Annotated in this window: 23 protein-coding genes, 1 pseudogene and 1 riboswitch; of the genes and pseudogenes, 15 read left to right on the top strand and 9 right to left on the bottom strand. The window is 74.8% G+C overall.

Translation table 11 applies throughout. The features are described 5' to 3' along the window. A pseudogene (locus tag DCS98_RS22125) lies at nucleotides 1-318 on the top strand (hypothetical protein); the annotation flags it as partial. A 3-nt stretch (nucleotides 319-321) separates the two neighbouring features. Here the strand turns inward: DCS98_RS22125 and DCS98_RS22120 are convergent. Further along, complete coding sequence (locus DCS98_RS22120) at nucleotides 322-1,353, bottom strand: ion channel (RefSeq protein ID WP_116453648.1); 1,032 nt, start codon at nucleotides 1,351-1,353, stop codon at nucleotides 322-324. Between the two features lie 78 nt (nucleotides 1,354-1,431). Here DCS98_RS22120 and DCS98_RS22115 point away from each other — a divergent pair, with 78 nt between their 5' ends. Next, nucleotides 1,432-2,616 (top strand): acyl-CoA dehydrogenase family protein, encoded by a 1,185-nt coding sequence (locus DCS98_RS22115; protein ID WP_116453647.1) that lies wholly within the window; start codon nucleotides 1,432-1,434, stop codon nucleotides 2,614-2,616. Between the two features lie 21 nt (nucleotides 2,617-2,637). On the opposite strand, the gene DCS98_RS22110 is transcribed toward DCS98_RS22115, so the two are convergent. After that, nucleotides 2,638-2,898 (bottom strand): hypothetical protein, encoded by a 261-nt coding sequence (locus DCS98_RS22110; RefSeq protein WP_116453646.1) that lies wholly within the window; start codon nucleotides 2,896-2,898, stop codon nucleotides 2,638-2,640. Between the two features lie 153 nt (nucleotides 2,899-3,051). Between DCS98_RS22110 and DCS98_RS22105 the strand changes: the two genes are divergently transcribed. From DCS98_RS22105 to DCS98_RS22095, 3 genes are read left to right on the top strand one after another with little or no spacing between them, the layout of a single operon-like run. After that, the gene (locus DCS98_RS22105; protein ID WP_116453645.1) at nucleotides 3,052-3,357 is read left to right on the top strand and encodes a hypothetical protein; all 306 of its coding nucleotides are present in this window, start codon (nucleotides 3,052-3,054) and stop codon (nucleotides 3,355-3,357) included. Between the two features lie 8 nt (nucleotides 3,358-3,365). Continuing rightward, complete coding sequence (locus DCS98_RS22100) at nucleotides 3,366-4,157, top strand: class E sortase (protein WP_241038584.1); 792 nt, start codon at nucleotides 3,366-3,368, stop codon at nucleotides 4,155-4,157. A gap of 7 nt (nucleotides 4,158-4,164) precedes the next feature. Then, nucleotides 4,165-4,896 carry an esterase/lipase family protein gene (locus DCS98_RS22095; protein ID WP_116453644.1) on the top strand — a complete coding sequence of 244 codons (732 nt, stop codon included), beginning with the start codon at nucleotides 4,165-4,167 and terminating at the stop codon, nucleotides 4,894-4,896. Between the two features lie 9 nt (nucleotides 4,897-4,905). Here DCS98_RS22095 and DCS98_RS22090 read toward each other — a convergent pair whose 3' ends face one another. Then, nucleotides 4,906-5,364, bottom strand: coding sequence for a MarR family winged helix-turn-helix transcriptional regulator (locus DCS98_RS22090; RefSeq protein WP_116453643.1), 459 nt, complete (start codon nucleotides 5,362-5,364; stop codon nucleotides 4,906-4,908). A 20-nt stretch (nucleotides 5,365-5,384) separates the two neighbouring features. Here DCS98_RS22090 and DCS98_RS22085 point away from each other — a divergent pair, with 20 nt between their 5' ends. The 3 genes from DCS98_RS22085 to DCS98_RS22075 all read left to right on the top strand — a co-directional run bounded on the left by DCS98_RS22085 (nucleotide 5,385) and on the right by DCS98_RS22075 (nucleotide 8,987). Next, entirely contained in the window at nucleotides 5,385-6,428 is a 1,044-nt protein-coding gene (locus DCS98_RS22085) for an ABC transporter substrate-binding protein (protein ID WP_116453642.1), read from the top strand. 85 nt (nucleotides 6,429-6,513) lie between these two features. Then, nucleotides 6,514-7,968, top strand: coding sequence for an APC family permease (locus tag DCS98_RS22080; protein WP_116453641.1), 1,455 nt, complete (start codon nucleotides 6,514-6,516; stop codon nucleotides 7,966-7,968). After that, nucleotides 7,965-8,987 carry an acetamidase/formamidase family protein gene (locus DCS98_RS22075; RefSeq protein WP_116453640.1) on the top strand — a complete coding sequence of 341 codons (1,023 nt, stop codon included), beginning with the start codon at nucleotides 7,965-7,967 and terminating at the stop codon, nucleotides 8,985-8,987. Before DCS98_RS22080 ends, DCS98_RS22075 begins: the two co-directional genes overlap by 4 nt. A 49-nt stretch (nucleotides 8,988-9,036) precedes the next feature. Here the strand turns inward: DCS98_RS22075 and DCS98_RS22070 are convergent, their stop codons facing one another. Continuing rightward, nucleotides 9,037-10,590 carry a bifunctional NAD(P)/FAD-dependent oxidoreductase/class I SAM-dependent methyltransferase gene (locus DCS98_RS22070; protein ID WP_116453639.1) on the bottom strand — a complete coding sequence of 518 codons (1,554 nt, stop codon included), beginning with the start codon at nucleotides 10,588-10,590 and terminating at the stop codon, nucleotides 9,037-9,039. Between the two features lie 77 nt (nucleotides 10,591-10,667). Here DCS98_RS22070 and DCS98_RS22065 point away from each other — a divergent pair, with 77 nt between their 5' ends. Further along, nucleotides 10,668-11,267, top strand: a complete 600-nt coding sequence (locus DCS98_RS22065; protein ID WP_116453638.1) for a helix-turn-helix domain-containing protein — start codon at nucleotides 10,668-10,670, stop codon at nucleotides 11,265-11,267. A gap of 90 nt (nucleotides 11,268-11,357) precedes the next feature. Beyond that, entirely contained in the window at nucleotides 11,358-12,239 is an 882-nt protein-coding gene (locus tag DCS98_RS22060) for a siderophore-interacting protein (protein WP_116453637.1), read from the top strand. Nucleotide 12,240: 1 nt separating this feature from the next. Here DCS98_RS22060 and cobN read toward each other — a convergent pair whose 3' ends face one another. Both cobN and DCS98_RS22050 read right to left on the bottom strand, forming a co-directional pair. After that, on the bottom strand, nucleotides 12,241-15,846 hold the full coding sequence (gene cobN, locus DCS98_RS22055) for a cobaltochelatase subunit CobN (RefSeq protein WP_116453650.1): 3,606 nt from the start codon (nucleotides 15,844-15,846) through the stop codon (nucleotides 12,241-12,243). 31 nt (nucleotides 15,847-15,877) lie between these two features. Further along, nucleotides 15,878-16,008: riboswitch (cobalamin riboswitch) on the bottom strand. A 9-nt stretch (nucleotides 16,009-16,017) separates the two neighbouring features. Continuing rightward, complete coding sequence (locus DCS98_RS22050) at nucleotides 16,018-16,584, bottom strand: FKBP-type peptidyl-prolyl cis-trans isomerase (RefSeq protein WP_116453636.1); 567 nt, start codon at nucleotides 16,582-16,584, stop codon at nucleotides 16,018-16,020. Between the two features lie 261 nt (nucleotides 16,585-16,845). Between DCS98_RS22050 and DCS98_RS22045 the strand changes: the two genes are divergently transcribed. From DCS98_RS22045 to DCS98_RS22025, 4 genes are all read left to right on the top strand, one after another. Further along, entirely contained in the window at nucleotides 16,846-17,994 is a 1,149-nt protein-coding gene (locus DCS98_RS22045) for a nitrite/sulfite reductase (protein ID WP_116453635.1), read from the top strand. 415 nt (nucleotides 17,995-18,409) lie between these two features. Next, entirely contained in the window at nucleotides 18,410-19,612 is a 1,203-nt protein-coding gene (locus DCS98_RS22035; RefSeq protein ID WP_116453634.1) for an HNH endonuclease signature motif containing protein, read from the top strand. 97 nt (nucleotides 19,613-19,709) lie between these two features. Continuing rightward, nucleotides 19,710-20,330 (top strand): precorrin-8X methylmutase, encoded by a 621-nt coding sequence (locus DCS98_RS22030; protein WP_116453633.1) that lies wholly within the window; start codon nucleotides 19,710-19,712, stop codon nucleotides 20,328-20,330. Further along, nucleotides 20,327-21,826, top strand: a complete 1,500-nt coding sequence (locus DCS98_RS22025; protein WP_116453632.1) for a precorrin-2 C(20)-methyltransferase — start codon at nucleotides 20,327-20,329, stop codon at nucleotides 21,824-21,826. The genes DCS98_RS22030 and DCS98_RS22025 overlap by 4 nt, the downstream gene beginning before the upstream one ends. On the opposite strand, the gene DCS98_RS22020 is transcribed toward DCS98_RS22025, so the two are convergent. Further along, nucleotides 21,814-22,560, bottom strand: a complete 747-nt coding sequence (locus DCS98_RS22020; protein WP_241038582.1) for a cobalt-precorrin-6A reductase — start codon at nucleotides 22,558-22,560, stop codon at nucleotides 21,814-21,816. The two genes, DCS98_RS22025 and DCS98_RS22020, sit on opposite strands and share 13 nt — an antisense overlap. Nucleotides 22,561-22,577: 17 nt before the next feature. Here DCS98_RS22020 and DCS98_RS22015 point away from each other — a divergent pair, with 17 nt between their 5' ends. After that, nucleotides 22,578-23,660: a cobalt-precorrin-5B (C(1))-methyltransferase gene (locus tag DCS98_RS22015; RefSeq protein WP_116453630.1), complete on the top strand. Its 1,083-nt coding sequence runs from the start codon at nucleotides 22,578-22,580 to the stop codon at nucleotides 23,658-23,660. Here the strand turns inward: DCS98_RS22015 and cobM are convergent. Both cobM and cbiT read right to left on the bottom strand, forming a co-directional pair. Beyond that, entirely contained in the window at nucleotides 23,657-24,397 is a 741-nt protein-coding gene (gene cobM / locus DCS98_RS22010; protein ID WP_116453629.1) for a precorrin-4 C(11)-methyltransferase, read from the bottom strand. The two genes, DCS98_RS22015 and cobM, sit on opposite strands and share 4 nt — an antisense overlap. After that, a partial coding sequence (gene cbiT / locus DCS98_RS22005; protein WP_116453628.1) for a precorrin-6Y C5,15-methyltransferase (decarboxylating) subunit CbiT occupies nucleotides 24,394-25,089 on the bottom strand: 696 nt, incomplete at its 5' end. The genes cobM and cbiT, both read right to left, overlap by 4 nt.

Here is a 25,089-nt window from a genome sequence, read left to right as displayed (position 1 = left end):
CCCCCGGTCCCCCGCCGGCTGCCCGGCAGCTCGATGGAACGGATCGAGGGCGAGGACCTGCGGGCGCTCGCGTCGGCGTCGAGGGCGCTGCTGGGCTCGGTGGCCCGCGACGCCCGCGACCAGGCCAGGCACCTCGCCGACAAGCGGCGCGAGCGCAAGGAGGCCGAGCGGCGACCGGCCGCCCCTCCCCCGCCACCCCGCCGGCGCCGGTTCAAGCGCCGCTGGGTCGTCGTCCCGGTCCTGCTGACCGTCACCGTCGTCCTGCTGCTGCTCGTCGGCGCCGGGCTCGCCCTCGCGGCGGTGTTCGGGCTGCTCTGAGAGTCAGCGCCCGGCGGCGAGGCGGCCGTCGTCGATCCGCTCGGACGCGACGTAGTACAGCGTCGTCCCCGGCGGGACCGGCGTGTCCCAGGACGGGCTGACGACGAGGCCGTCGTCCCCGCGGGCGGCCAGCACGGTCGCCCCGAAGGTCCGCCCGAACCAGGTCTGGCAGTCACCGAACGAGGGGTGCGGGAAGCCGGCCGGGACCCGCATCGAGTAGGTGTTGCCGTGCCCGCGGCTGCTCATCAGGTCGTTGTAGACCTGGGTGATGCCGGGGTCGGTCGCCTCCTCGGACAGCAGGAACGGCATGTGCCACTGCACCGCCTGCACACCCGGGTTCACGTACCGCAGGTTCTCCCGGCGGCCGAGGTCGCGCAGGGCAGCCACCAGGTGGATGTCCGGGTTGGCGTGGTCGATCGCGACCGCGACCGCCAGCGTCTCGTTGTCGTCGCGGCCGTCGATGACCGCCGTCCGGGCGCGCTGGACGCAGGCCCGCGTCATCACGTCCTCGTGGGTCAGGTCACCGCGGACGAAGTGCACTGCCGGCTGGTCGGGCAGCGGGTTCTCCGGGACGTCGTCCCAGGCGCACAGCGCCACCTGGAACCGCCCCTCCGCCGTCAGCTCCTCGACGATCCGCTCGGTGCGCCCCGGCCAGTAGCCGAGGAGGACGACGTGACCGGACAGGTCCAGGGGAACCACACCTCTCAGACGCCGGCCCCGGATCGACTGCAGGGCGCCGGCCAGCTGGGTGAACAGGAGCGTGAGGGTGACGATGCCGCCGACGATCACGTAGGCGCCGATGATGCGGCCGCCGACCGTCGCCGGGAAGACGTCGCCGTAGCCGACCGTCGCCGACGTGACCAGGAAGTACCACCAGTAGGTGCCGGGGTCGGCGACGCCGCTGCCGGCGGTCTCGAGCAGCGCCATGCCGAGCCAGCTGGTCAGGAACACGAACAGCGCGACGGCCAGGGGCAGCCGCCAGCCCGTCAGGCGCAGCCGCAGGTACCGCGACAGGCGCTGGATCAGGAACGGCACACGCCCTCCCCCGTCGGCCGGCAGGTCAGCGCAAGCTACCGCGCGCGGCATGGCGCCCGCGGCCGTACCGTCCGACGGGTGAGCGACCTCAGCCCCGACTTCTACGCCCTCGAGGATCTCCTCGAGCCCGAGGAGATCGAGATCCGCGACCGGGTCCGCGCCTTCTGCGACACGGAGGTGACCCCGAGGATCAACGAGTACTGGGAGAAGGCCGAGTTCCCCTTCGAGCTGGTGCCGCGCCTGGCCGAGGTCGGCATCGTGGGGGGCACCATCGAGGGCTACGGCTGCCCGGGCATGAGCGCGGTCTCGGCCGGGCTGGTCGCCGCCGAGCTCGCCCGGGCCGACGGCAGCGTCGGCACCTTCAACGGCGTGCACAGCTTCCTCGCCATGCAGTCGATCGCCCTGCTCGGCGACGAGGAGCAGCGCGAGCGCTGGCTGCCGGAGATGGCGCGGCTGGAGAAGATCGGCGCGTTCGGGCTCACCGAGCCCCAGCACGGCTCCGACGCCGTCGGCCTGGAGACCTCGGCGCGCCGGGACGGTGACGCCTACGTCCTGAACGGCCAGAAGAAGTGGATCGGCAACGGCTCCATCGCCGACTACGTGATCATCTGGGCGCGCGGCGAGGACGGCGCGGTCGGGGGCTACGTCGTCGAGAAGGGCACGCCCGGCTTCTCGGCGACCGTCATGACCGGCAAGACGGCGCTGCGCGCGGTGTGGCAGGCCGAGATCGGCCTGGACGACGTCCGCGTGCCGGTGGAGAACAAGCTCGCCAACTGCCACTCCTTCAAGGACGTCTCGCAGGTCCTCGACCGCACGCGGTACACCGTCGCCTGGCGGGCGCTGGGGCTGGCGACCGCCTCCTACGAGCTGGCGCTCGCCCACGCGCTCCAGCGGGTGCAGTTCGGCCAGCCGATCGCCGGGTTCCAGCTGGTGCAGGACAAGCTCGCGCGGATGCTCGCCGAGATCACGTCCATGCAGCTCATGTGCTGGCGGCTGTCGAAGCTGGCCGACGCCGGCCGGATGACCGCGGCCATGGCGTCGCTGGCGAAGATGAACCACGCCGCCAAGGCCCGGGCGATCGTGGCCGACGCCCGCGACATCCTGGGCGGCGACGGGATCCTGATCGACCACCACGTCGCCCGGCACCACGCCGACATGGAGGCGGTCTTCACGTTCGAGGGCACCGACTCGGTGCAGGCGCTCATCGTGGGCCGGGAGATCACCGGCCTGTCGGCGATCAGCGGGCGGAAGCCCACCGGCTGATCCACCGGCTGATCCGGCGGCTCAGCGGGCCGACGTCAGCGGCTTGGCGGCAGCGGTGACCCGCCGGCACTCGGGGCAGGCGGTGCGGCCGCTGCCCACGCGCTCCCACCTCTGCGACCCCCACACCTGGACGATCGCACCGCAGACGGCGAGCTCGACCTCGCCGTCGAGCTCGGACGAGGGGCGGTGGGCCTCGACCGCGTGCCAGGGATGGGTCTGCTCCGGCTGGTGGCCGTGCGACCAGCGATCGGGTCGCGCGAATCCCACGGCGTACGTGTCCACGATCTTCCTGTGCCCCGCCTCACAGTCGATCAATCCCCCCGATCGGGCGATTCCGGACGGTCCCGTGCCGTCTCCACCTGGGACCTCCCGGGGACCGTTCCGGCTCGGCGCGCGTTACCGTCGTGGGACCGCCGAGCGGAGGGAGTGCGGGGGATGGATCCGGTCAGCCTGCTGGTCGGCGGCGCCTTGCTGGTCGCGGGCTTCGTGGCCGGCCGGGTGGGCCGCCGCAGGACCGCTGCGCCGCCTCCGGTGACCCCGGTGTGCGGCTGCGGGCACACGCTGAGCCAGCACGACCGCTCGACCGACACCTGCTACGCCGAGCTCCGCCGCGACACGTACGACAAGCGCGGGCGCTGGGCAGGCGTCGCATGGGTGCCGTGCACCTGCCGCCAGTACGTGGGCCCCCGGCCCATCGACGAGGTGTTCGCTCCCCGCCTGCTCCCGCCGACGGACGGCTGAGCCGGCGCATGGACGACGTCGCCACGGCCGAGCCGATCGAGCGCAGGCCGCCTCCCCCGGTGCAGCGGGACCCGGTCGGCACCTTCATGCGGGCCCTCGGGGAACTGATGGTCACCGCGGGCGCCGTCCTGCTCCTGTTCGTGGTCTACGAGCTCTACGTCACCGACCTGCTCAGCGACCGCGCGCAGGACGACCTGACGCACGAGCTGCGCGACGAGTGGGAAGCGGCCCCACCCGTGCCGGCCGCTCCCCCGGCACCGATCGGCGACGTGCCCGTCGGCCAGGCGTTCGCCTTCCTGCACATCCCGCGGCTCGGGGACGACTACGCCCGGGCGATCGTCGAGGGCACCAGCCAGGACGAGCTCGCCCAGGGGCCGGGGCACTACGTCGACACCGCCATGCCCGGGGAGGCGGGGAACTTCGCCGTCGCCGGGCACCGCGTCGGCAAGGGCTCGCCGTTCCTCGACCTCGACCAGCTCCAGCCGGGCGACGCGATCGTCGTCGAGACCGCCGACGCCTGGTACGAGTACCGCGTCCTGGGCGACCAGCAGACCGGCGACCTCTCGGTGGCCGTCGACGGCGTGCCGGGGCGGCAGATCGTCGACCCCTCCGCCGTCGACGTGATCGCCCCCGTCCCAGGGCAGCCGGGCGCCGCGGCCGCCGGCTCCTACCTGACGCTGACGACCTGCCACCCCAAGTTCTCCGCGGCCCAGCGCATGATCGTCCACGCCGTGCTGACCGGGCCGCCGGTCGCGCGGTCCGAGGCGCCGGAGGGCCCGGCCGCCCTCCAGGGCGGCTGAGGCGCCGGTGAGCGACCCCCGGTCCGCCCGTCGTCGTGCCCTGCTCCTGGCCGCGACGGAGCCTGCCCGGACGCTGGTGAGCGCCGGGGGTGCCGCGGCGTCCGCGCTGCCCCTCCTCCGGTGGGCGCCGCGCGGCGAGCCGCACCCGGTGCTGGTGCTCCCCGGCTTCCTCGCCTCCGACGTGTCGACGCGGGTGCTGCGCACGTGGCTGCGGCGCCTCGGCTACCCGGTGGTCGGCTGGGACCTGGGCCGCAACCGCCCGGGCCGGGAGATCGACGAGGGCCTGACCCGCCTGCTCGACCGCCTGGCCGCCGAGCACCGGACAGCGGTGAGCATCGTCGGCTGGAGCCTGGGCGGGATCTACGCACGCAGGCTGGCGCGGCAGAGCCCCCGCCAGGTGCGGCAGGTCGTCTCGCTGGGCTCCCCCTTCGCCTCGCACCAGCCGTGGCTCGCCGGGCCCCGGCATCGACCGCGGACGACCCTGTCCCGTCCCCTGCCGGTCCCGAGCACCGCCGTCTACTCCCGGTGGGACGGCGTCGTCGACTGGCAGGCGTGCCGCCAGCAGACCGGGCCGACCAGCGAGAACGTCGCCGTGCGCAGCAGCCACCTCGGGATGGGCCACGACCCCGCCGTCCTCTGGGTGGTCGCCGACCGGCTGGCCCAGCCGCGGCACGACTGGCGGCCGTTCGAGCGGCCCACCCGGTTCGGGGTCGGCGCCCTCTTCCCGCCCGAGAGCTGAGCGCGGGGCTCAGCGCTCCTCGGCGGCCAGCTCCGTGAGGGCGCGCACCAGCGCAGCGACCCGCTCGGTGCCGAGCGACGCCGCGAGCGCCGACTCGTGCGCGCCGACCAGCGCCTCCAGCCGGGTCAGGCGTACCCGACCGGGCTCGGACAGGTGGACGACGACCTTGCGGCCGTCCTGCGGATCGGGCAGCCGGTAGGCCAGCGCCGCGTCGACGGCGCCGTCGACCAGGCGGGTCAGCGTCGGCGCCGGCAGGTGCAGCGCGGACACCAGCTCGCCCATCGAGCGGCCGGCGCTGCCGGCCAGCGAGCGGAGCAGCCGGTAGCCGTCCAGGGTGGCGCCGTCCTCGGCGAGCACGGCGGCGACACCGCGCGCCACCCGCCGCTGGGTCACCGTCAGCAGCTCGACGAGGTCGTCGGACACCCGGCCGGGCGACGCCTCGGCTGCCGCGCCCGCTGCTGGACCCATGGCGGCACCATACTCATCAGGTGCCCCGATCGACCGGACTCCTGGACCCGTGGGAGGTCCTGCTGTCCGGCCCCGCCCCGGACACCGTCCGCGTCGGCCTCGCGGTGCCGCTGACCGGCCCCCTGGCCATGACCGCCCCCTCGGCCCTCGACCTGGCCGGCCTGGCCGCGGACGAGCTGAACGCCGGCGGCGGTGTCGGCGGGCGGCAGGTCGAGCTGGTGGCGATGGACTCGGGCCGTTCGCCGGAGGTCGTCGCCGCCGAGGCCGCGATGCTGCACTGCGCCGGCGCCTTCGACCTGCTCGTCGGCTTCCACACCAGCGACGTGCACCGCGCCCTGGAGTCCGCGCTCCCGCCGGACGTCCGCTACGTGTTCACCCCGCCGCACGAGGGCGGCCGCCGTCGTCCCGGGGTGGTCCGGATCGGCGCCTCGCCGCTGGAGCAGCACGCCGGCGCGGTCGCCTGGCTGGTGCGCAACCGCCGGGCCCGCCGGTGGGTGCTGCTCGGCACCGACTACGTGTGGCCGAGGGCGGTTCACCGCGCCGCGCAGCACGTCCTGGCCGAGGTCGGTGGCGAGGTCGTCGGGGAGGCCCTGGTGCCCTTCGGCCCGTCCGACGTGGGCGCGCTCCTGGACCTGGTCTCCCGCGCCCGGGCCGACGCCGTGCTGATCAGCCTCGTGGGCCGCGACCTGGTCGCGTTCAACCGCGAGTTCACCCGGGCCGGCCTGGACCGCCGCGTCGTCCGCCTCTCCGGAGCGCTCGAGGAGAACGGGCTCTACGCGCTCGGCGGCGACAGCACCGGCGGCCTGTTCGCCTGCATGCCCTCCTTCGCCGCGGCCGACGGCGGCGCCGACGAGGGGCAGCTCGCCCTGGAGGAGCGCCACGCCCGCCGGTCGGGCCCCGGCGCCCCGGTCGTCTGCGCCTACGCGCGCGGGGTCTACGACGGCGTCCGGCGGGCCGCCGCGCTGGCGGACGGGCGGTCCGCGCGGTGGCGACGGGCCGCGCCCCGGCTGGCCCAGGCCGACGGGCTCACCTTCCGCGAGCTGGCCGGGGCCGCGCGCAGCTAAATCGTTACTTCCACATGGAAGCAGTTGGTCTTACTCTCCACCCGGCCCGGCCGAGCGCCGGAGGGTAGAGACGTAGGAGCCCGCGATGAGCGAACACCGCACCACCGACCCCGCCGGCCCGGTGGCCGGCGCAGCCCGGGGCACCGTCCCGGCCACCGGCGACCCGGGCGTCGAGGCCTTCGGGTACCAGCAGGAGCTCAAGCGCTCCCTCAGCTTCACCGACCTGCTCGTCTACGGCCTCATCTTCATGGTGCCGATCGCACCGTTCGGCATCTTCGGCAGCGTCTTCCAGGCGTCGGGCGGCATGGTCGCGCTGGTCTACGCGATCGGCGGCCTGGCCATGGCCTTCACCGCGGCGTCGTACTCGCAGATGTCGCGGGCGTTCCCGATGGCCGGCTCGGTCTACACCTACGCCGGTCGCGGCATCGCACAGCCCGTGGGCTTCATCGCCGGCTGGATGATCCTGCTCGACTACGTGCTGGTCCCCGGCCTGCTGTACCTGATCGCCTCGATCGCGATGAACTCGATCTCCGGCCTCGGCGGCATCCCGGTGTGGGCGTGGCTGATCGCGTTCGTCGTCCTCAACACCGTCGTCAACTACTTCGGCATCGAGTTCACGGCGCGGGTCAACCGCATCATGCTCATCGGCGAGCTGATCGTGCTGGCGATCTTCCTGGTCATCGGCGTCGTCGCGCTGGCGTCCGGTGAGGGCCGGGGCTTCGACTTCTCCCCCGTCTACAACAGCGACACGTTCTCGCTGGAGCTGGTCTTCGGCGCGGTCTCCATCGCCGTGCTGAGCTTCCTCGGCTTCGACGGCATCTCGACGCTGGCGGAGGAGAACCGCGAGTCCGCCCGCTCGATCGGCAAGGCGATGATCGCCGCCCTGGCGCTGGCCGGGACGCTGTTCATCGTCCAGACCTGGATCGCGGCCCTGCTCGTCCCCGACCCCGACACGCTGATCGCCGAGGGCGACGCCGCGGGCACGGCGTTCTACGACGCGGCCGACGTCGCCGGCGGCGCGTGGCTGGCCACCCTGACCGCGATCGCCACCGCCATCGCCTGGGGCTTCGCGAACTCCCTCGTGGCCCAGGCCGCGACGTCGCGGCTCCTGTTCGCCATGGCCCGCGACAAGCAGCTGCCGGGCTTCCTCGCGAGGATCCACCCGACCCGGCGCGTGCCGGTCAACGCCACCCTCGTGGTCGCGGCCATCTCCCTCGCGCTCGGGCTCTACATGACCACCAAGGACGACTACGGCATCGGGACGCTGTCCACCCTGGTCAACTTCGGCGCGCTGACTGCCTTCCTGCTGCTGCACGTGTCGGTCGTCGTGCACTTCATCGGCCGGCTCAAGAGCCGCAACTGGTGGCTGCACCTCGTCGTCCCGGTCATCGGGTTCGCCATCCTGCTGTACGTGCTGATCAACGCGAAGCTGGCCGCGCAGACCCTCGGCCTGATCTGGCTGGGCGCCGGCATCGTGCTGCTCGTCGCGCTGCTGGTGACCGGCCGCGAGGCCGAGCTGACCTCGGAGGAGAAGCTGTGACCGCTCTGGACGTCGTCCAGCTGACCCCCACGCCGGAGCAGCTGCGGTACACCTTCGGTGGCGGCGAGCCGCCGATCACCGTCCGGCCCGGGACGGTCGTCGAGCTCGCGACCGAGGACTGCTTCGGCGGGCGGGTGCGCAGCAGCGACGACCTGCCGAGCCAGGTCTGCGAGTTCCCCTACCTCAACCCGGTGACCGGCCCGATCGCGGTGGAGGGGGCCGAACCCGGCGACACGCTGGCGGTGCACCTGGTCGACATCGCGCCGGCCCGCGACTGGGCGGTGTCGGCCACGTTCCCGCACTTCGGGGCGCTGACCGCCACCCACAGCACGGCGATGCTGCACGACCCGCTCGAGGAGATCGTGTGGGTCTACGAGGTCGACCGCGAGAAGGGCACTTGCCTCTTCCGCCCGCGGAAGGGCGGTCCCGAGGTCGAGCTCCCGCTGGACCCCATGCACGGGACCATCGGCGTCGCCCCGGCCGGCGGCGAGGTCTTCGCCAGCATCACCCCCGGCGCGCACGGCGGGAACATGGACACCCCGGAGATGCGCGCCGGCACCACTGCCTACTTCGGCGTGAACGTGCCCGGCGGGCTGCTGTCGCTCGGTGACGGGCACTGCCGGCAGGGCGAGGGCGAGGTCTGCGGCACCGCGGTCGAGGCGGCGATGCGCACCGTCGTCGTCGTCGACCTGGTCAAGGGCGGGGGCCCCGCCTGGCCGCGGATCGAGAGCGACGACTTCCTGATGTCGACCGGGTCCACCCGGCCCCTGGAGGACGCCTACCGGGTCAGCCAGCACGACCTGGTCACCTGGGCCGCCGAGCTCACCGGGTGGGACCAGCTCGACGCCTACCAGCTGGTCAGCCAGGCGGGCCTCGCTCCGGCGGGCAACGTCGTGGACACCAACTACACGATGGTCGCGAAGCTCGCGAAGAGGTACCTGGGCGCGGACGCCGTCGTCGCCGACGGCGTGCACGACCGGCTGCGGGCGACCGCGTCGGCCTACCTCGGCCAGCGCTGACCGGGGCCGCCGGGTCGTCGTCGAGGGACGGCGACCCGGCGGCCGGCGGTCACCTGCGGCGGGCCACGACGACGGCGTCGTGGACCGTCACCACGTCGCCCTCGTTCGGCATCGCGTCCCGCGGCCTGGCCTCGGCGACGACGACCTCCCACTCCGCCGGGTCGAGGGAGGCGGCGACGTCCTCAGCGCTCCAGCACATGTCCGGGTCGTGCGACCGGTGGGCGCCGATCGCGAGGTCGGACGTGTCGTGCCCGACGAGGAGCAGGGTCCCGCCGGGCGCGACCGCTGCGGCCAGCTGCGCGAAGACCTTCTGGCGCGCTTCCCCGTGCGAGTGCAGGAAGTGCGACGTCACCAGGTCGTACCCGGACACGTCCGGCAGCCCCGCCGCGACGTCGGCCCGGCGCCAGTCGACCTCGACGCCGACCGCCGCGGCCCGGCCGGCGGCCCGCTCCAGCGCCGTCGGGGAGACGTCGACCGCCGTCACCCGCCAGCCCCGTGCCGCGAGCCAGATCGCGTCCGCGCCCTCGCCGCACCCGACGTCGAGCGCGGAGCCGGCCGGCAGGTCGGTCGCGGCGGCGACCAGCGAGGCATTCGGCCCGCCGCCGTGCGGCACCCCGTGCGACCGGTACTGCGCCTCCCAGTCGTGCACGTGGTGCGGCCGCTGCGCCGCGGCCACGGCGAGCCGGGCGTCCTCGGTGATCAGGTCCATGTTGATGTGCGCCGCGGCGTTCAGCCCGGCGGCCGCCGCCGAGATGACCTGCGCCTGCAGGTTGGCCACGTTGCCCGCGACCCACACCCCGGGAACGCTCGTGGCGCCCATCGGCTCCGAGGGGATGTAGGTGCCGACGACGGTGCCGTTCATCTCGAACTCCTCGGCCCGGAGGCCGAGGGAATCCAGCACGGAAGAGTTGGCATCCATCCGCGGCGGCGCCACCACGACCTCCCGGGCCACGACCTCGCCGGACGCCATCCGGACGCCGGACAGCCGCCCGCCGGTGGTCTCGACCGCCGCGACCTCGCCCTCGACGATCCGCACGCCCAGGGCCGACAGCTGGGCCCGCTCCTCCTCGGTCGGCTCGGGGCCGGTGTGCCGGAAGAGCGTCACGTCGGCACTCCACTGCCGCCACAGCAGCCCGGCGTGCACGCCCATGGGGCCGCCGATGATGCCGATCGCCTGGTCGCGCACCTCCCAGCCGTGGCAGTAGGGGCAGTGCAGGACGTCGCTCCCCCACAGCTCGCGCAGGCCCGTCACGTCGGGCAGCTCGTCGGTCAGGCCGGTGGTGACCAGCAGCCGCCGCGCGTGCACGCGGCTCCCGTCGGCGAGGTCGACGCGGAAGCCGTCGTCCAGGCGCTCGGCGCCGACGACCTCTCCGGCGACGACCTGCCCGCCGTAACCGGCCACCTCGTCCCGGCCGATGGCCAGCAGCTCCGCCGGCGGGGTGCCCTCGCGCCCCAGGTAGTTGTGCACGTGCCCGGCCGGCGCGTTCCGCGGAGCGCCCGCATCGATCACCAGCACCTTCCGTCGCGCCCGGGACAGGGACAGCGCCCCGCTCAGCCCGGCCGCGCCGCCGCCGACCACCACCACGTCGTACCGCTCGTCCATCACTTGTCTCCTCCGCTCGGGGTCGTCCTGGCGACTGTCCGCCCCATTGCGCCGGAATGACAACTATCGTTGCCGGTATGGCAAAGGATGACGAGACCGGGTTCAGCGGTGTGCTGTCGGCGGTCGGGCCGCGGCTGCGTGCGATGCGGGTGGAGCGCGGCGGGACGCTCGGCCAGCTGTCGGCGGACACCGGCATCTCGGTGAGCACCCTGTCGCGCCTGGAATCGGGGCAGCGCAAGCCGACGCTGGAGCTCCTGCTGCCGCTGGCGCGCGCCCACCAGGTGCCGCTCGACGAGCTGGTCGACGCGCCCGAGACCGGCGACCCGCGGATCCACCAGCGGGCCATCCAGCGGCACGGGCTGACGATGATCCCGCTGACCCGCCGGCCGGGCGGACTCCAGGCCTACAAGATCATCTACCCGGCACGGTGGCCCGGCGGCCCGCTCGAGCAGCAGAGCCACGAGGGCTACGAGTGGCTCTACGTGCTGTCGGGCCGGCTCCGCCTCCTGCTCGGCGAGCACGACGTCACGCTGACCGCCGGCGAGGTCGCCGAGTTCGACACCCGCACTCCGCACGCGATCACCAACCCGGAGCCCCGGCCCGCCGAGGCCCTCGGCCTGTTCGGCCCCCAGGGCGAGCGGATCCACGTCCGCGCACGACCGGCGAGCCGGGGCTGACCGACGTCACACCCCATGCCCGGGATCGGCGACTAAGGTTCCCCTTACCTGGCCGCGGCAGTCCGTCGCGCAGGTCCCTGGAGGATCCGCATGACCGAGCAGTCCCCGGCACGTCCCGCTCCCGCGCCGGACGGCGGACGCCGCCGTCGAGCGCCGCGCGTGGGGACGGTGCTCCGGACCGAGCGGATCACCCCCCACATGATCCGGGTCGTCCTGGGCGGCGACGGGCTGGCCGGCTTCCCGGCGGGCGAGTTCACCGATCACTACGTCAAGCTCTTCTTCGCGCCCGCCGGGGCGTCCTACTCCGCACCGTTCGACGTCGAGCAGTTGCAGGCCGACCTGCCCCGCGAGCTCTGGCCGGTCACGCGGACCTACACCGTGCGCGCCTGGGACGCGGCGACCGGCGAGCTGACCATCGACTTCGTGCACCACGGCGAAGAGGGGCTGGCCGGCCCGTGGGCCGCTGCCGCGAAGCCGGGCGACGTCATCCAGCTGATGGGCCCGGGCGGCGCCTACGCCCCGCACCCCGAGGCCGACTGGCACCTGATGGCCGGTGACGAGGCCGCGCTGCCCGCGATCGCCGCCACCCTGGAACGACTCCCGGCCGGGGTGCCGGCCCTCGTCTTCGTCGAGGTCAGCGGCCCCGAGGAGGAGCAGACCGACCTGGTCCTCTCCCCCGGCGTCGAGCTGCGCTGGCTGCACCGCGGGGACGCGCTGCCCGGCGTGGCCCTCGTGCAGGCCGTCGAGGCGACGCCGCTCCCGGCGGGGACCGGGCACGTGTTCGTGCACGGCGAGGCGAACGCCGTCCGCGACCTGCGCCGGCACCTGCGCGCCGAACGCGGGCTGGACCCGGAGTTCACCTCGATCTCCGGCTACTGGCGGCGCGGCGACACCGAGGACCGCTGGCAGGCCGGCAAGCGCGAGTGGAACGCCGCCATCGAGGCCGAGGACGCCGCCACCCCCGTCGGGTGACTCAGACCGGTTGCTGGGCCGGCGTCTCCCCGCCTTCCAGGTCGCCCTCCGTGTCGAGGTAGGCCTGCTGCAGCTCGGCCAGCAGCGCCGGGTCGGGCTCGGCCCACATCTCGCGGTCGACCGCCTCCAGCAACCGCTCGGCGATGCCGTGCAGCGCCCACGGGTTGCTCTTCTCCATGAACTCGCGGTTCTCCGGGTCGAGCACGTAGGTCTGCGCGAGCTTCTCGTACATCCAGTCGGCGACGACGCCGGTCGTGGCGTCGTAGCCGAACAGGTAGTCGACGGTCGCTGCCAGCTCGAAGGCGCCCTTGTAGCCGTGCCGGCGCATCGCCTCGAGCCACTTCGGGTTCACCACGCGGGCGCGGAAGACGCGGGAGGTCTCCTCCACGAGCGAGCGGGTGCGCACCTGTTCGGGCCGGGTCGAGTCGCCGACGTAGGCGGCGGGGGCGGCCCCGGTCAGCGCGCGGACCGTGGCCACCATCCCGCCGTGGTACTGGAAGTAGTCGTCGGAGTCGGCGATGTCGTGCTCCCGGGTGTCGACGTTCTTGGCCGCGACGGCGATGCGCCGGTAGGCGGTCTCCATGTCCGGTCGCGCCTGCACGCCGTCGAGGCCGCGGCCGTAGGCGTAGCCACCCCACACGGCGTAGACCTCGGCGAGGTCGGCGTCGCCGCGCCAGTTCCGGCTGTCGATCAGCGAGAGCAGGCCGGCCCCGTAGGCGCCGGGCTTGGAGCCGAACACCCGGGTGGTCGCCCGGCGGCGGTCGCCGTGCTCGGCGAGGTCGGCGTCCACGTGCGCCCGCACGAAGTTCTGCTCCGCGGGCTCGTCGAGCGAGGCGGCGAGGGTGACGGCGTCGTCGAGCATCGTGACCACGTGCGGGAACGCGTCGCGGAAGAAGCCGCTGATCCGCACGGTGACGTCGATCCGCGGCCGGCCCAGCTCGTCCAGCGGGACGGGTTCGAGGCCCGTCACCCGCCGCGATGCGTCGTCCCACACCGGGCGGACGCCGAGCAGCGCGAGCACCTCGGCGACGTCGTCCCCGGAGGTGCGCATCGCCGACGTCCCCCAGACCGACAGCCCGACCGAGCGCGGGTACTCCCCCGTGTCGTCGCGGTACCGCTCGACCAGCGACTCGGCCAGCGCCTGGCCGGTCTCCCAGGCCAGCCGCGAGGGCACCGCGCGCGGGTCGACCGAGTAGAAGTTGCGGCCGGTCGGCAGCACGTTGACCAGCCCGCGCAGCGGCGAGCCGGACGGCCCGGCCGGCACGTACCCGCCCTCGAGCGCGTGCAGGGTGGCGTCGAGCTCGTCGGTGGTGCGCTCCAGCCGCGGCACGATCTCGTCGACGGCGAACCGCAGGACCGCACCGACCTGCTCGTCGTCCCTGTCCAGCACCCCCCGCACGACGCCGTCCACGGCGCCCGCGGTCCAGCCGGCCGCCTCCATGCGCGAGACCAGGGCCTCGGCCAGCGCCTCGACCCGGTCGGTCTCCTTCAGCCCCGCCGTCCCGTCCTCGGCCAGGCCGAGCGCCTGGCGCAGCCCGGGCAGCGCGACGGACCCGCCCCAGATCTGCCGGGCGCGGAGCATCGCGAGCACCAGGTCGACCCGGTCCTGCCCGGTCGGCGGTGAGCCGAGCACGTGCAGGCCGTCGCGGATCTGGGAGTCCTTGATCTCGCAGAGCCACCCGTCGACGTGCAGGATCATCTCGTCGAAGTGGTCGTCCTCCGGCCGCTCGGCCAGCCCGAGGTCGTGGTCGAGCTTGGCGGCCTGCAGCAGCGTCCAGATCTGCGCCCGGACGGCGGGCAGCTTCGCCGGGTCCATCGCCGCGACGTTGGCGTGCTCGTCGAGCAGTTGCTCCAGGCGGGCGATGTCGCCGTAGGAGTCGGCCCGGGCCATGGGCGGGACCATGTGGTCGACCAGGGTGGCGTGCGCCCGGCGCTTGGCCTGCGAGCCCTCCCCCGGGTCGTTGACCAGGAACGGGTAGACCAGCGGAAGGTCGCCGATCGCGGCGTCCGGCCCGCAGCTCGCCGACAACCCGACGGTCTTGCCGGGCAGCCACTCCAGGTTGCCGTGCTTGCCCACGTGCACGAGCGCGTGCGCCCCGAACTCCGACCGCAGCCACCAGTAGGCGGCCAGGTAGTGGTGGGACGGCGGCAGGTCGGGGTCGTGGTAGATCGCGATCGGGTTCTCGCCGAAGCCGCGCGGCGGCTGCACCATGACGACGACGTTGCCGGCGCGCAGGGCGGCGAAGACGACGTCGCCGCCGTCCACGAACAGCGACCCCGGGGCCTCGCCCCAGTGCTCCACCACCTGCGACCGCAGGTCCTCGGGGAGGGTGTCGAAGAATGCGCGGTAGCGGGCGGCCGGGATGCGGACCGGGTTGCCGGAGAGCTGCTCCTCGGTGAGCCAGTCGGCGTCCTGGCCGCCGGCGGCGATCAGCGCGTGCACGAGGGCGTCGCCGTCGAGGTCGGCGACACCGGGCAGAGCGCCGGGCCCGTCGAACGGGCCGATGTCGTACCCCTGGCCGGCCATCGCCGCGAGCAGGCGCACGACCGACGCAGGGGTGTCCAGGCCGACGGCGTTGCCGATGCGGGCGTGCTTGGTCGGGTACGCGCTCAGCATCACGACGATGCGCCGCTGCGCCGGCGGCGTGTGCCGCAGCCGGGCGTGCGCGACGGCGGTGCCGGCCACGCGGGCGGCCCGCTCGGGATCCGCGACGTAGTGCGTCAGGCCGTCGGCGTCGGTCTCCTTGAACGAGAACGGCACGCTGATCAGGCGGCCGTCGAACTCGGGGATCGCCACCTGGTTGCCGACGTCGAGCGGCGAGAGACCGTCGTCGTCGGCGAGCCAGTCGGCGCGGGAGCGGGTGAGGCACAGGCCCTGGATCACCGGCACGTCCAGCTCGGCGAGCTGCCCGACGTCCCAGGCGCCGTCGTCCCCACCGGCCTGGGCCGTGGCCGGGCGCGACCCGCCGGCCGCCAGCACGGTGACGACCAGGGCGTCGGCGGTGCGGAGGACGTCGAGGAGCTCGGGCGGCACCGAGCGCAGCGAGCTCACGAAGACCGGCAGGGCACGGCCGCCGGCGTCCTCGACCGCGGTGCAGAGCGACTCGACGAAGGCGGTGTTCCCGGCGAGGTGGTGCGCGCGGTAGTAGAGCACGGCGACGGTGGGGCCGCTGCCCCGCGACGCTCGCTCCAGCACACCCCAGTCGGGCGCCACGGACGGCGGCTCGAACCCCTCGCCGGTCAGCAGCACGGTGTCGGACAGGAACCGGTGCAGCTGGGTCAGGTTGTCGGGGCCGCCCTGCGCGAGGTAGCCGTGCGCCTCGGTCGCCACGCCCATCGGCACGGTGGACAGCTCCATCAGCTCGGCGTCGGGCACCTGCTCCCCGCCGAGGACGACGACCGGCGCCGGTCCGGCGACCAGGGGCGCGAGCAGCTCCTCGTACTGGCGGCGGACGCCGAGGATGCGGACGACGACCAGCTCGCTGCCGTCGACGAGCGCGGCGATGCCGGCGGAGTCGAGCCGGGCCGGGTTCCCGAGGCGCCAGCCGGCCCCGCTGGCCCGGGCCGAGAGGAGGTCGGTGTCGCTGGTGGAGAGCAACGTGAACACGCGCACTGCCTCACTCGGGGTCCGCGCCCCGGGTCGAAGGGCACGGCAGCCGGAGTGTCTGGCTCACCCGAAGGCTCACAGTGGCGGGACCGCGCCGGAATCGCACCGGCTTCCTCGCTGACTGCCGTGATGTGGCCGGGACGCTACCGCGCGCCGTCCAGGGGCCTGCGGTCAGGCGACCTGCACCAGGTCGAGGACGAAGACGAGGGTCGAGTCCGCGGGGATGGGTCCCCGGGCGGTCGAGCCGTAGCCGAGCTCGCTCGGGATGACGACCATCCGGCGGCCACCCACGTGCATGCCCTCGATCGCCTGCTCGAAGCCGGGGATGACCTGACCGGCACCGACGGTCACCGGCAGGGTCTCCTCCTCGCCGCGGCTCCACGAGGAGTCGAACTCCTCGCCGGTGCCGTAGAAGGCGCCGACGTACTTGACGTCGACCGACGCGCCGGCGACCGCTTCCGGGCCCTCGCCGACGACGACGTCGCTGATCTCCAGGCCGCAGGGCGGCGCGGCGTCGGTCGCCGGGACCTCCGGCTTCTCCGCCAGGTCGGTGGAGATCTCCTCCGGTGCGCCGGCCGTGTCCGCGCGGGTCTCGCACGCTTGCGCGGACGTCTCCTGCGCGGTCGTCTCCTCCGCCGCGTTGCCGGCGCTGTCGTCGGCGCAGGCGGTGAGGGAGAGGACGACCGCGATCACGGCGGCGGGGACGGCGAGCAGGCGCGGGGTGGTGCGGCGGGACATGGGTCTCCTGGGTCGGCACGGGCGGTGCACCCAGTGGACCACGACCGTCGGCGAGGTCGGTGGGCGTGCTCGAGGGCCAGCACGGGAACGGCGAGGGCCGCGGCGACGGGCGGTAGCGGGTGCCCGCGCCCCCTCGCCTCCGCGCCGAGCGTGCGGAACGCCCGCAGGTCATCACGGCGGGAGCGCCGATCACGCGCCCACTGCGCGGCGCCGCGCCGGCGGTCAACGACCGATGGGGTGACGCCTAACCTCGGCAGCGCCATGACCGCCTTCCCGACCCGTGAGCGCGCCGACGCCTGCCCCGGCGCGCTGCAGACCCATCCCGCGGCCGACGGAGCCCTGGCGCGCGTGCGGGTACCGGGTGGCGCACTGACCGTCGACCAGCTCCTCGTCCTGTCCGACGCCGCCCAGGAGCTGGGCGACGGCGCGCTGGAGCTGACCAGCCGGGGGAACGTCCAGCTGCGTGGGGTGCGCAGCGGCGCGGAGGGCGAGCTGGGCGACCGCCTCGCCGCCGCGGGTCTGCTCCCGAGTGCGACCCACGAGACGGCGCGCAACGTGCTGGCCAGCGTCCTGAGCGGACGCGCCGAGGGCTTCGTCGACGTCCGTCCGTGGGTGTCGGCGTTCGACGCCGCGATGTGCGCCGACCCTGCGCTCGCCGCCCTGCCGGGCCGCTACCTGGCGGCGTTCGACGACGGCCGCGGTGACGTCGCCGGTCTGGGGGCGGACGTCGGACTGCTCGCGGTCGACGGCTCCACCGTTGCGCTGCTGCTCGCCGGGGCCGACACCGGGCTGCGGTGCGGAGCCGCGGACGCCGTCCCGCTCGCCCTGGCCGCAACCGGCGCCTTCCTGGCCGAGCGCGCCGAGCAGGGTGGGACCGCCTGGCGGGTGGCCGAGCTGGCCGACGGCCCGGCGCGGATCGCCGCGGCGCTCGGCAGCGCTCCGGGCCCGCTCCTGTCCGTTCCTCCCCCGCCGGCCGCCGGGCCCGCGGGCGTCGTGCGCCAGGACGACGGCCGGACGGCCCTCGTCGCCGTCGTCCCTTTGGGCCGGGTGACCGTCGACCAGGCCGGGCTGCTCGCCGACACCGCCGCCACCGACCTGCAGCTGACGCCGTGGCGCAGCATCGTGGTGCCGGACCTGCCGGACGCGTCCGCGCTCGACGAGCTGTCCGCGGCCGGTCTCGTCCTGGAGCCCGGGAGCCCGTGGTTGCGGGTCACGGCCTGCGCCGGACGGCCGGGCTGCGCGAAATCGCTGGCCGACGTCCGGGGCGACGTCGTCCGGGCCGTCGCGACGGGCTCCCTCCCTGCGGAGGGCGTACGCCAGCACTGGGTCGGCTGCGAGCGGCGGTGCGGCCGTCCGTCGGGCGACGTCGTCGACGTCGTCGCGACGGGATCGGGCTACCGGATCGGCTGAGCCGTCACCTCCGCCAGAACAGGTGGTGGCCCACGCCGCTCGGGCTGGGCACGACGTCGACGTGGCAGCGGTCGCGCAGCTCGTCCGGTGACTCCCAGAGCCGGGTCCCGCGCTCAGCTCGAGGGGTGCGACCGCCACGTGCAGGGTGTCCACCAGATCCGCGTCGAGGAACTCCCGGACGACGGAGGCCCCGCCACCGAGCCGGACGTCCTTGCCCTGCGCCGCCTCCCTCGCCTGGTCGAACACCGCGGCCGGCTCGCCACCCGACGAGGTGGAACGTCGTGTCGGACAGCGTGAACGACGCGTAAGGCGGCGGGCAAACCTGTGGACAGCCCTTTGACCTGGGGATTCGTAGTGCGGGACGGGCGGATCAGCGGTAGTCTTCGAACACCTGATCGAACGGGTGGGAGGTGTCGTGCGGGAGCTGCTGCGGTCGCTGCTGGACGCCGAGCCCCTCGAGGAGCTGGCGACCGCCGACCAGGTTCTGGAGCGGACCGCGCTGCTGGTGGCGGTGCGCAACGCCGTCGACGCCGAACTGGCCACCACCGTCCGCCGGGCCGAGAACGTGCAGGCCCCAGAGCGGGACGGGCAGGCCTCGATGCGCTCGTGGCTGCGCGGGCGCCTGCGGTTCTCGGTGCGGGAGGCGGCCCGCGTGGTGGGCAACGGCCGGACGCTGGAGCGGATGCCGGCGGTCGCCGCGGCCGCCGCGGCCGGTCAGGTGTCCGCCGAGCAGGTGGCGGTGATCGCCCCGCTGGCGTCCGTGCACGTGCAGGCCGAAGTCGTGGGCCAGGGGATCGACCTGGCCGAACTCGACCGGCTGCTGGCCGGTGTCGCCGCCGCCCAGCCGCACGCCGACCTGGGCCGGGTGGTGCGCCACGTCCTGTCCCGGCTCGACCCCGACGGCCCTGAGCCCGACCCCACCGAGGGGCGGCGGCTGTCGATCGCCCGCCACGACGACGGATCGGTCACCGGTCGGTTCGAGCTGGACCCGGTCGGCGGGGAGACGTTCTGCGCCGCCCTCGAATCGATCGTGCAGGCCTCCCGGCCCAAGGGCGACGTGCGGAACCGGTCGCAGCAGCAGGGCGACGCGCTGGTGCAGCTGGCCGACACCGCGCTGGCCTCCGGCGGCCTGCCCGTGCTGCGCACGGTGAAGCCGCACGTCGTGGTCACCATCCCGCTCGACGACCTGGCGGACCCCGCGACCGGCCCGGCCACGGCCACCACCGGCTTCGGCGCCACCATCTCCGCCGCCCGCGCCCGCTGGCTGGCCTGCGACGGCAGCATCAGCCGCATCGTCATCGGCCCCGAGGGCCAGCCGCTGGGCGTCGGCCGGACCAAGCGGGTCGTCCCGCCGCACCTGCGGCGCGCGGTCGAGCACCGCGACCGGACCTGCGTGTTCACCGGCTGCGACGCCCCCTCCCACTGGTGCGACGTCCACCACCTCGTGCACTGGATCCACGGCGGAGACACCTCGCTGGACAACAGCGCGCTGCTCTGCGAACGGCACCACACCAAGGTCCACCACGGTTTCTCCGTCGTTCGACAACCCGACGGCCGATGGCGCACCTGGCGGCCCGACGGCACCGAGATCCTGATCGGCACACCGCTCCTGCTGTGACGCGGTCCTGTGTGGGCGTCACCCGCGGGGACGTAGCCTCGCCCCCGCACGGCGCTGCCCCGCGCCGGCACCGAGTCGACGGAGACCCGCTCAGCCGATGTACGAGTACGAGAAGGACGGCGCCGAGATCTACCGGCAGTCGTTCGCCACCATCCGCGCCGAGGCCGACCTCACCGGGCTGCCCGAGGACGTCGCACGGGTCGCGGTCCGGATGATCCACGCCTGCGGGCAGGTCGACCTGGTGCGGGACCTCGCCTACTCACCCCCCGTCGTCGAGCGGGCGCGCCAGGCGCTCGACGCCGGCGCCCCGGTGCTGTGCGACGCCGAGATGGTCGCCTCCGGCGTCACCCGGCGCCGGCTGCCCAAGGACAACGACGTCGTCTGCACGCTGAACGACCCGCGCACGCCGGCACTCGCCGCCGAGCTGGGCACCACGCGGACCGCGGCCGCCCTCGAGCTGTGGGGTGACCGCCTCGACGGCGCGGTCGTCGCCATCGGCAACGCCCCGACCGCCCTCTTCCACCTGCTGGAGATGGTCGCGGCCGGCGCGCCCCGCCCCGCCGCCGTGCTCGGCGTCCCGGTCGGCTTCATCGGCGCCGCCGAGTCCAAGGACGCCCTCGCCGCCTCCGACCTGGACTTCCTCGTCGTCCGGGGCCGTCGTGGGGGCAGTGCGATGACGGCGGCAGCGGTCAACGCGATCGCGAGCGACGTCGAATGAGCTCCGGGCGGCTCTACGGCGTCGGCCTCGGCCCCGGCGACCCCGAACTCGTGACCGTGAAGGCCGCGCGGCTGATCGGCGCGGCCGACGTCGTGGCCTTCCACGCCGCCCGGCACGGGCGCTCGGTGGCCCGCGCGCTGGCCGAGCCCTACCTGCGCGAGGGCCAGATCGAGGAGCTCCTCGTCTACCCGGTCACCACCGAGACGACCGACCACCCCGGTGGGTACCAGGGCGCCATCGACGAGTTCTACGAAGCGGCCGCCGCCCGCCTGGCCGCGCACCTCGACGCCGGCCGCGACGTCGTCGTCCTGGCCGAGGGCGACCCGTTCTTCTACGGCTCGTACATGCACATGCACAAGCGGCTCTCGCACCGGTACCCGACCGAGGTCGTCCCCGGCGTGACCAGCGTCAGCGGCGCGGCCGCGGCGGTCGGCCGGCCGCTGGTCGAGCGCGACGAGGTGCTCACCGTCCTGCCCGGCACGCTCGGCGCCGACGAGCTCGCGGAGTGGCTGTCGACGACGGACTCCGCGGCCGTCATGAAGCTCGGCCGCACCTTCCCCGAGGTGCGCGAAGCCTTCGACCGCGCCGGCGTCCTCGACCGCGCCCTCTACGTCGAGCGCGCGACCACCGACCGGCAGCGCACCCTGCCGCTGGCCGACGTCGACCCGGCGAGCGTCCCGTACTTCTCCCTCGCCCTGCTGCCCAGCCTGCTCACCGGAGACATGCCCGCGCCCGAGCGGCCGGCCGCCGAGGACCAGCACCGGGGCGAGGTCGTCGTGGTCGGGCTCGGCCCCGGCTCGCGCGCCTGGACCACGCCCGAGGCAGCGGCCGCGCTCGACGCCGCCGACGACCTCGTCGGCTACGGCCCCTACCTCGACCGGGTCGCGGTCAACCCGCGCCAGGTGCGCCACCCCAGCGACAACCGGGTCGAGGCCGAGCGCGCCGCCTCCGCGCTGGAGCTCGCCCGCTCCGGGCGCCGCGTCGCCGTCGTCTCCAGCGGCGACCCCGGTGTCTTCGCCATGGCCGCCGCGGTGCTCGAGGTGGCCGACCGGCCCGAGTTCGCCGACGTCCCGGTCCGCGTCGTCCCCGGGCTGACCGCCGCCCAGGCGGTGGCCGCCAGGGTGGGCGCGCCGCTGGGCCACGACTTCTGCGTGATGTCGCTGTCCGACGTGCTCAAGCCGTGGGACGTCGTCGTCGACCGGCTGCGGCACGCCGCCGCGGCCGACCTGGTGATCGCCCTCTACAACCCGCGCTCGAAGCACCGGCCGCACCAGCTCGGCGAGGCGCAGAAGGTGCTGCTGGAGACCCGGTCCGCCGACACCGTCGTGGTCGTCGGCCGGGACGTCGGCGGCCCCGAGGAGCGGCTCACCGTCACGACGCTGGCCGAGCTCGACCCCGAATCCGTCGACATGCGCTGCCTGCTGATCATCGGGTCCTCGCGCACCCGCGTCGGCCCCGGCGGCGCGGTCTGGACCCCGCGGACCTACCCGGCCTGAGCCCGCAACCAGGCCAGGGCGTCCTCGACCGTCTCGACGACGGTCATGCCGGGCGGCAGCGGAGGGCGGTGCACCATCACGACCGGGATCCCGAGCTGCCGGGCGGCGGTCAGCTTGGCCTCGGTCAGGTGCCCGCCCGAGTCCTTGGTGACGACGACGTCGACCGCGTGCTCGCGCATCAGCGCGAGCTCGTCGTCGACGCTGAACGGTCCCCGTTCGAGGACGACGGTGGTGCGCGGGGGCAGCGGCGGCTCCGGCGGGTCGACCGCGCGGACCAGCACCTCCTGCGTCAGCCCGGCGAACGCGCCCAGGCCGGTCCGCCCGGTCGTGACGAACACGTGCGCGAAGCCGGCCACCGCCCCGGCGGCCTCCTCCAGCGAACCGACCCGGCGCCAGTCGTCCCCCGGCTGCTCGCGCCAGCCCGGCCGCTGCAGACGCAGGTGCGGGGTCCCGGTGCGCGCGGCCGCCCGCGCGGCGTGCTCGGTCATCTCGCGCGCGAAGGGGTGCGTGGCGTCGACCAGTGCCCGCACCGGGTTGGCCCGCAGCCAGTCGGCGAGGCCCTCGGTGCCGCCGAACCCGCCGATGCGGACCTCGCCCGGCGGCAGCACCGGGTCGGCGGTGCGCCCGGCCAGAGAGCTGAGCACGTCGACGCCCTCGGCCGCGAGCGCTTCCGCCAGCCCGCGCGCCTCGCCCGTGCCGCCCAGCAGCAGCACCCGGCCCGTCACCGCACGCACCCGTGCATGCTGATCGCGTGAGCAGGGACGGCGCCGCGGGGCTGCGTTACGGCTGGACGACGGGCGCCTGCGCGACCGCGGCCACCACCGCGGCGTACACGGCGCTGCTCACCGGCGAGTTCCCCGACCCGGTCCGGATCGACCTCCCCAACGACAAGCACCCGTCCTTCGCGCTGGCCACCGAGGCCCTCGAGGCGAGCGCCGCCACCGTCGGCATCGTCAAGGACGCCGGCGACGACCCCGACGTCACCCACGGCGCGCTCGTCTCGGCACGAGTCACCCTCGGCGCGCCCGGCACCGGCGTCACCTTCCGCGCCGGCCACGGCGTCGGCACGGTGACCAAGCCCGGGCTCCCGCTGGCCGTCGGCGAGCCGGCGATCAACCCGATGCCCCGGCAGTTCATGCGCGAGCACGTCGCCGCGGTCGCCGCCCGGCACGGTGGCAGCGGCGACGTCGTGGTCGAGATCGCCGTGGAGCACGGCGACGAGCTGGCGCGGAAGACCTGGAACCCGCGGCTGGGCATCCTGGGCGGGCTCTCGATCCTGGGCACCACCGGCGTCGTCGTCCCGTACTCGTGCTCGTCGTGGATCGACTCGATCCGCCGCGGCATCGACGTCGCCCGCGCGGCCGGTCACCAGCACGTCGCCGGCTGCACGGGCAGCACCAGCGAGCGCGTCGTGACCGAGCTCTACGGCCTGCCCGAGGACGCGCTGCTCGACATGGGCGACTTCGCCGGCGCGGTGCTCAAGTACCTGCGCCGGCACCCGGTCCCGCGGCTGACGATCGCCGGGGGCATCGGCAAGCTCGCGAAGCTCGCCGACGGTCACCTCGACCTGCACTCGGGCCGCTCGCAGGTTTCGACCGAGTCGCTGGCCGCGCGGGTCCTGGCGGCCGGCGGCTCCCCCGCCCTGGTCGAGGGGGTGCGCCACGCCAACACCGCGCTCGACGCCCTGCAGCAGTGCCAGGCGGAGGGCCTCCCGCTCGGCGACCTGGTGGCCGCGGGCGCCAGGCAGACCGCGCTCGGCGTGCTGCTCGGCGCCGCGGTCGAGGTCGACGTCGTCGTCATCGACCGCGGCGGGACGGTGGTCGGCCGCGCCTAGCGGCATCGACTCGTCGAGTAGAGGTGGCTGTCGGGGAACTGGCCCGCGGTCAGCACCGCGCCCACGATCACCACCGCCGTCCGCTTCACCCCGGCCTCCTCGACCTGCGCCGCGATGTCGGCCAGCGTCCCACGGAGGACCAGCTCGTCGTCCCGGCTGGCGCGCGCCACCACGGCGACCGGGCAGTCCACCCCGTAGTGCGGGGTCAGCTCCGGGACGAGCTCGGCGATCCGCTGGACGGCGAGGTGCAGCACGAGGGTCGCGCGCGAGGCGCCGAGGGTGGCGAGGTCCTCCCCCGGCGGCATCGGTGTCGACCGGGCCGACGTGCGGGTGAGGATCACCGTCTGGCCCACGCCCGGCACGGTCAGCTCGCGCTTGAGCGACGCGGCCGCGGCGGCGAACGCCGGCACGCCCGGGACGACGTCGTAGGGCACGCCCAGCGCGTCGAGGCGGCGCATCTGCTCGGCCATCGCGCTGTAGACCGACGGGTCGCCCGAGTGCAGCCGCGCCACGTCGAGCCCGGCCTCGTGCGCGGCGAGCAGCTCGGCGGTGATCCGGTCGAGGTCGAGGTCGGCGGTGTCCACGAGCCGCGCCCCTGCCGGAGCGGTGTCGAGCAGCTCCCGCGGCACCAGCGCCCCCGCGTAGAGGCACACCGGCGCGCTCGCGATGAGCCGCGCGGCCCGGACGGTGATCAGGTCCGCGGCGCCTGGCCCCGCGCCGATGAAGTGCACGGTCACGGCTTCCCCACGCTCCAGATCGTCACCGGCATCGCCGGCTTCCAGCCGGTGAACCGGCCCACGGGCTCGGCGTGCTGCACGCCGATCCGCACCAGGTCGCCCCCGACCCGCGCGAACCACGCGGCCAGCACGGCCTCGCTCTCGACGGTGACCGCGTTCGCCACGAGCCGGCCGCCCGACGGCAGCGCGTCCCAGCAGGCGTCGACCAGGCCGTCGGCCGTCACCCCGCCGCCGATGAAGACCGCGTCGGGTGCGGGCAGCCCCGCCAGGGCGTCGGGCGCGCGTCCGGTGACGACCTGCAGGTGCGGGACGCCGAGCCGGGAGGCGTTGCGGCCGATCCGCGCGGCCCGCTCCGGCGAGGACTCCACCGCCACCGCCCGCGACGCCGGGTGGACGCGCATCCACTCGATGCCGATCGAACCGGCGCCGGCCCCGACGTCCCAGAGCAGCGTGCCCGGCACCGGCGCGAGCCGGGCCAGCGTCACCGCCCGGACGTCGGACTTCGTGAGCTGGCCGTCGTTCTCGTAGGCGTCGTCGGGCAGCCCGGGTGTCGTCGGCAGCGGCGTGGTCCCGGGGTCGGCGACGCACTCGACGGCGGTCACGGCGAGGGCGGGCGACGCCCCCGACCAGCTCGCCGCAGCTCCGCGGGTCACCGACTCGTCCGCGCTGCCGAGGTCGCCGAGCACGGTGAG

This window comes from Blastococcus litoris (assembly GCF_003075095.1).
GTDB lineage: Bacteria > Actinomycetota > Actinomycetes > Mycobacteriales > Geodermatophilaceae > Blastococcus_B > Blastococcus_B litoris.
The sequence above is the reverse complement of the archived record's forward strand: the minus strand, read 5'-3'. Positions and strand labels throughout refer to the sequence as shown.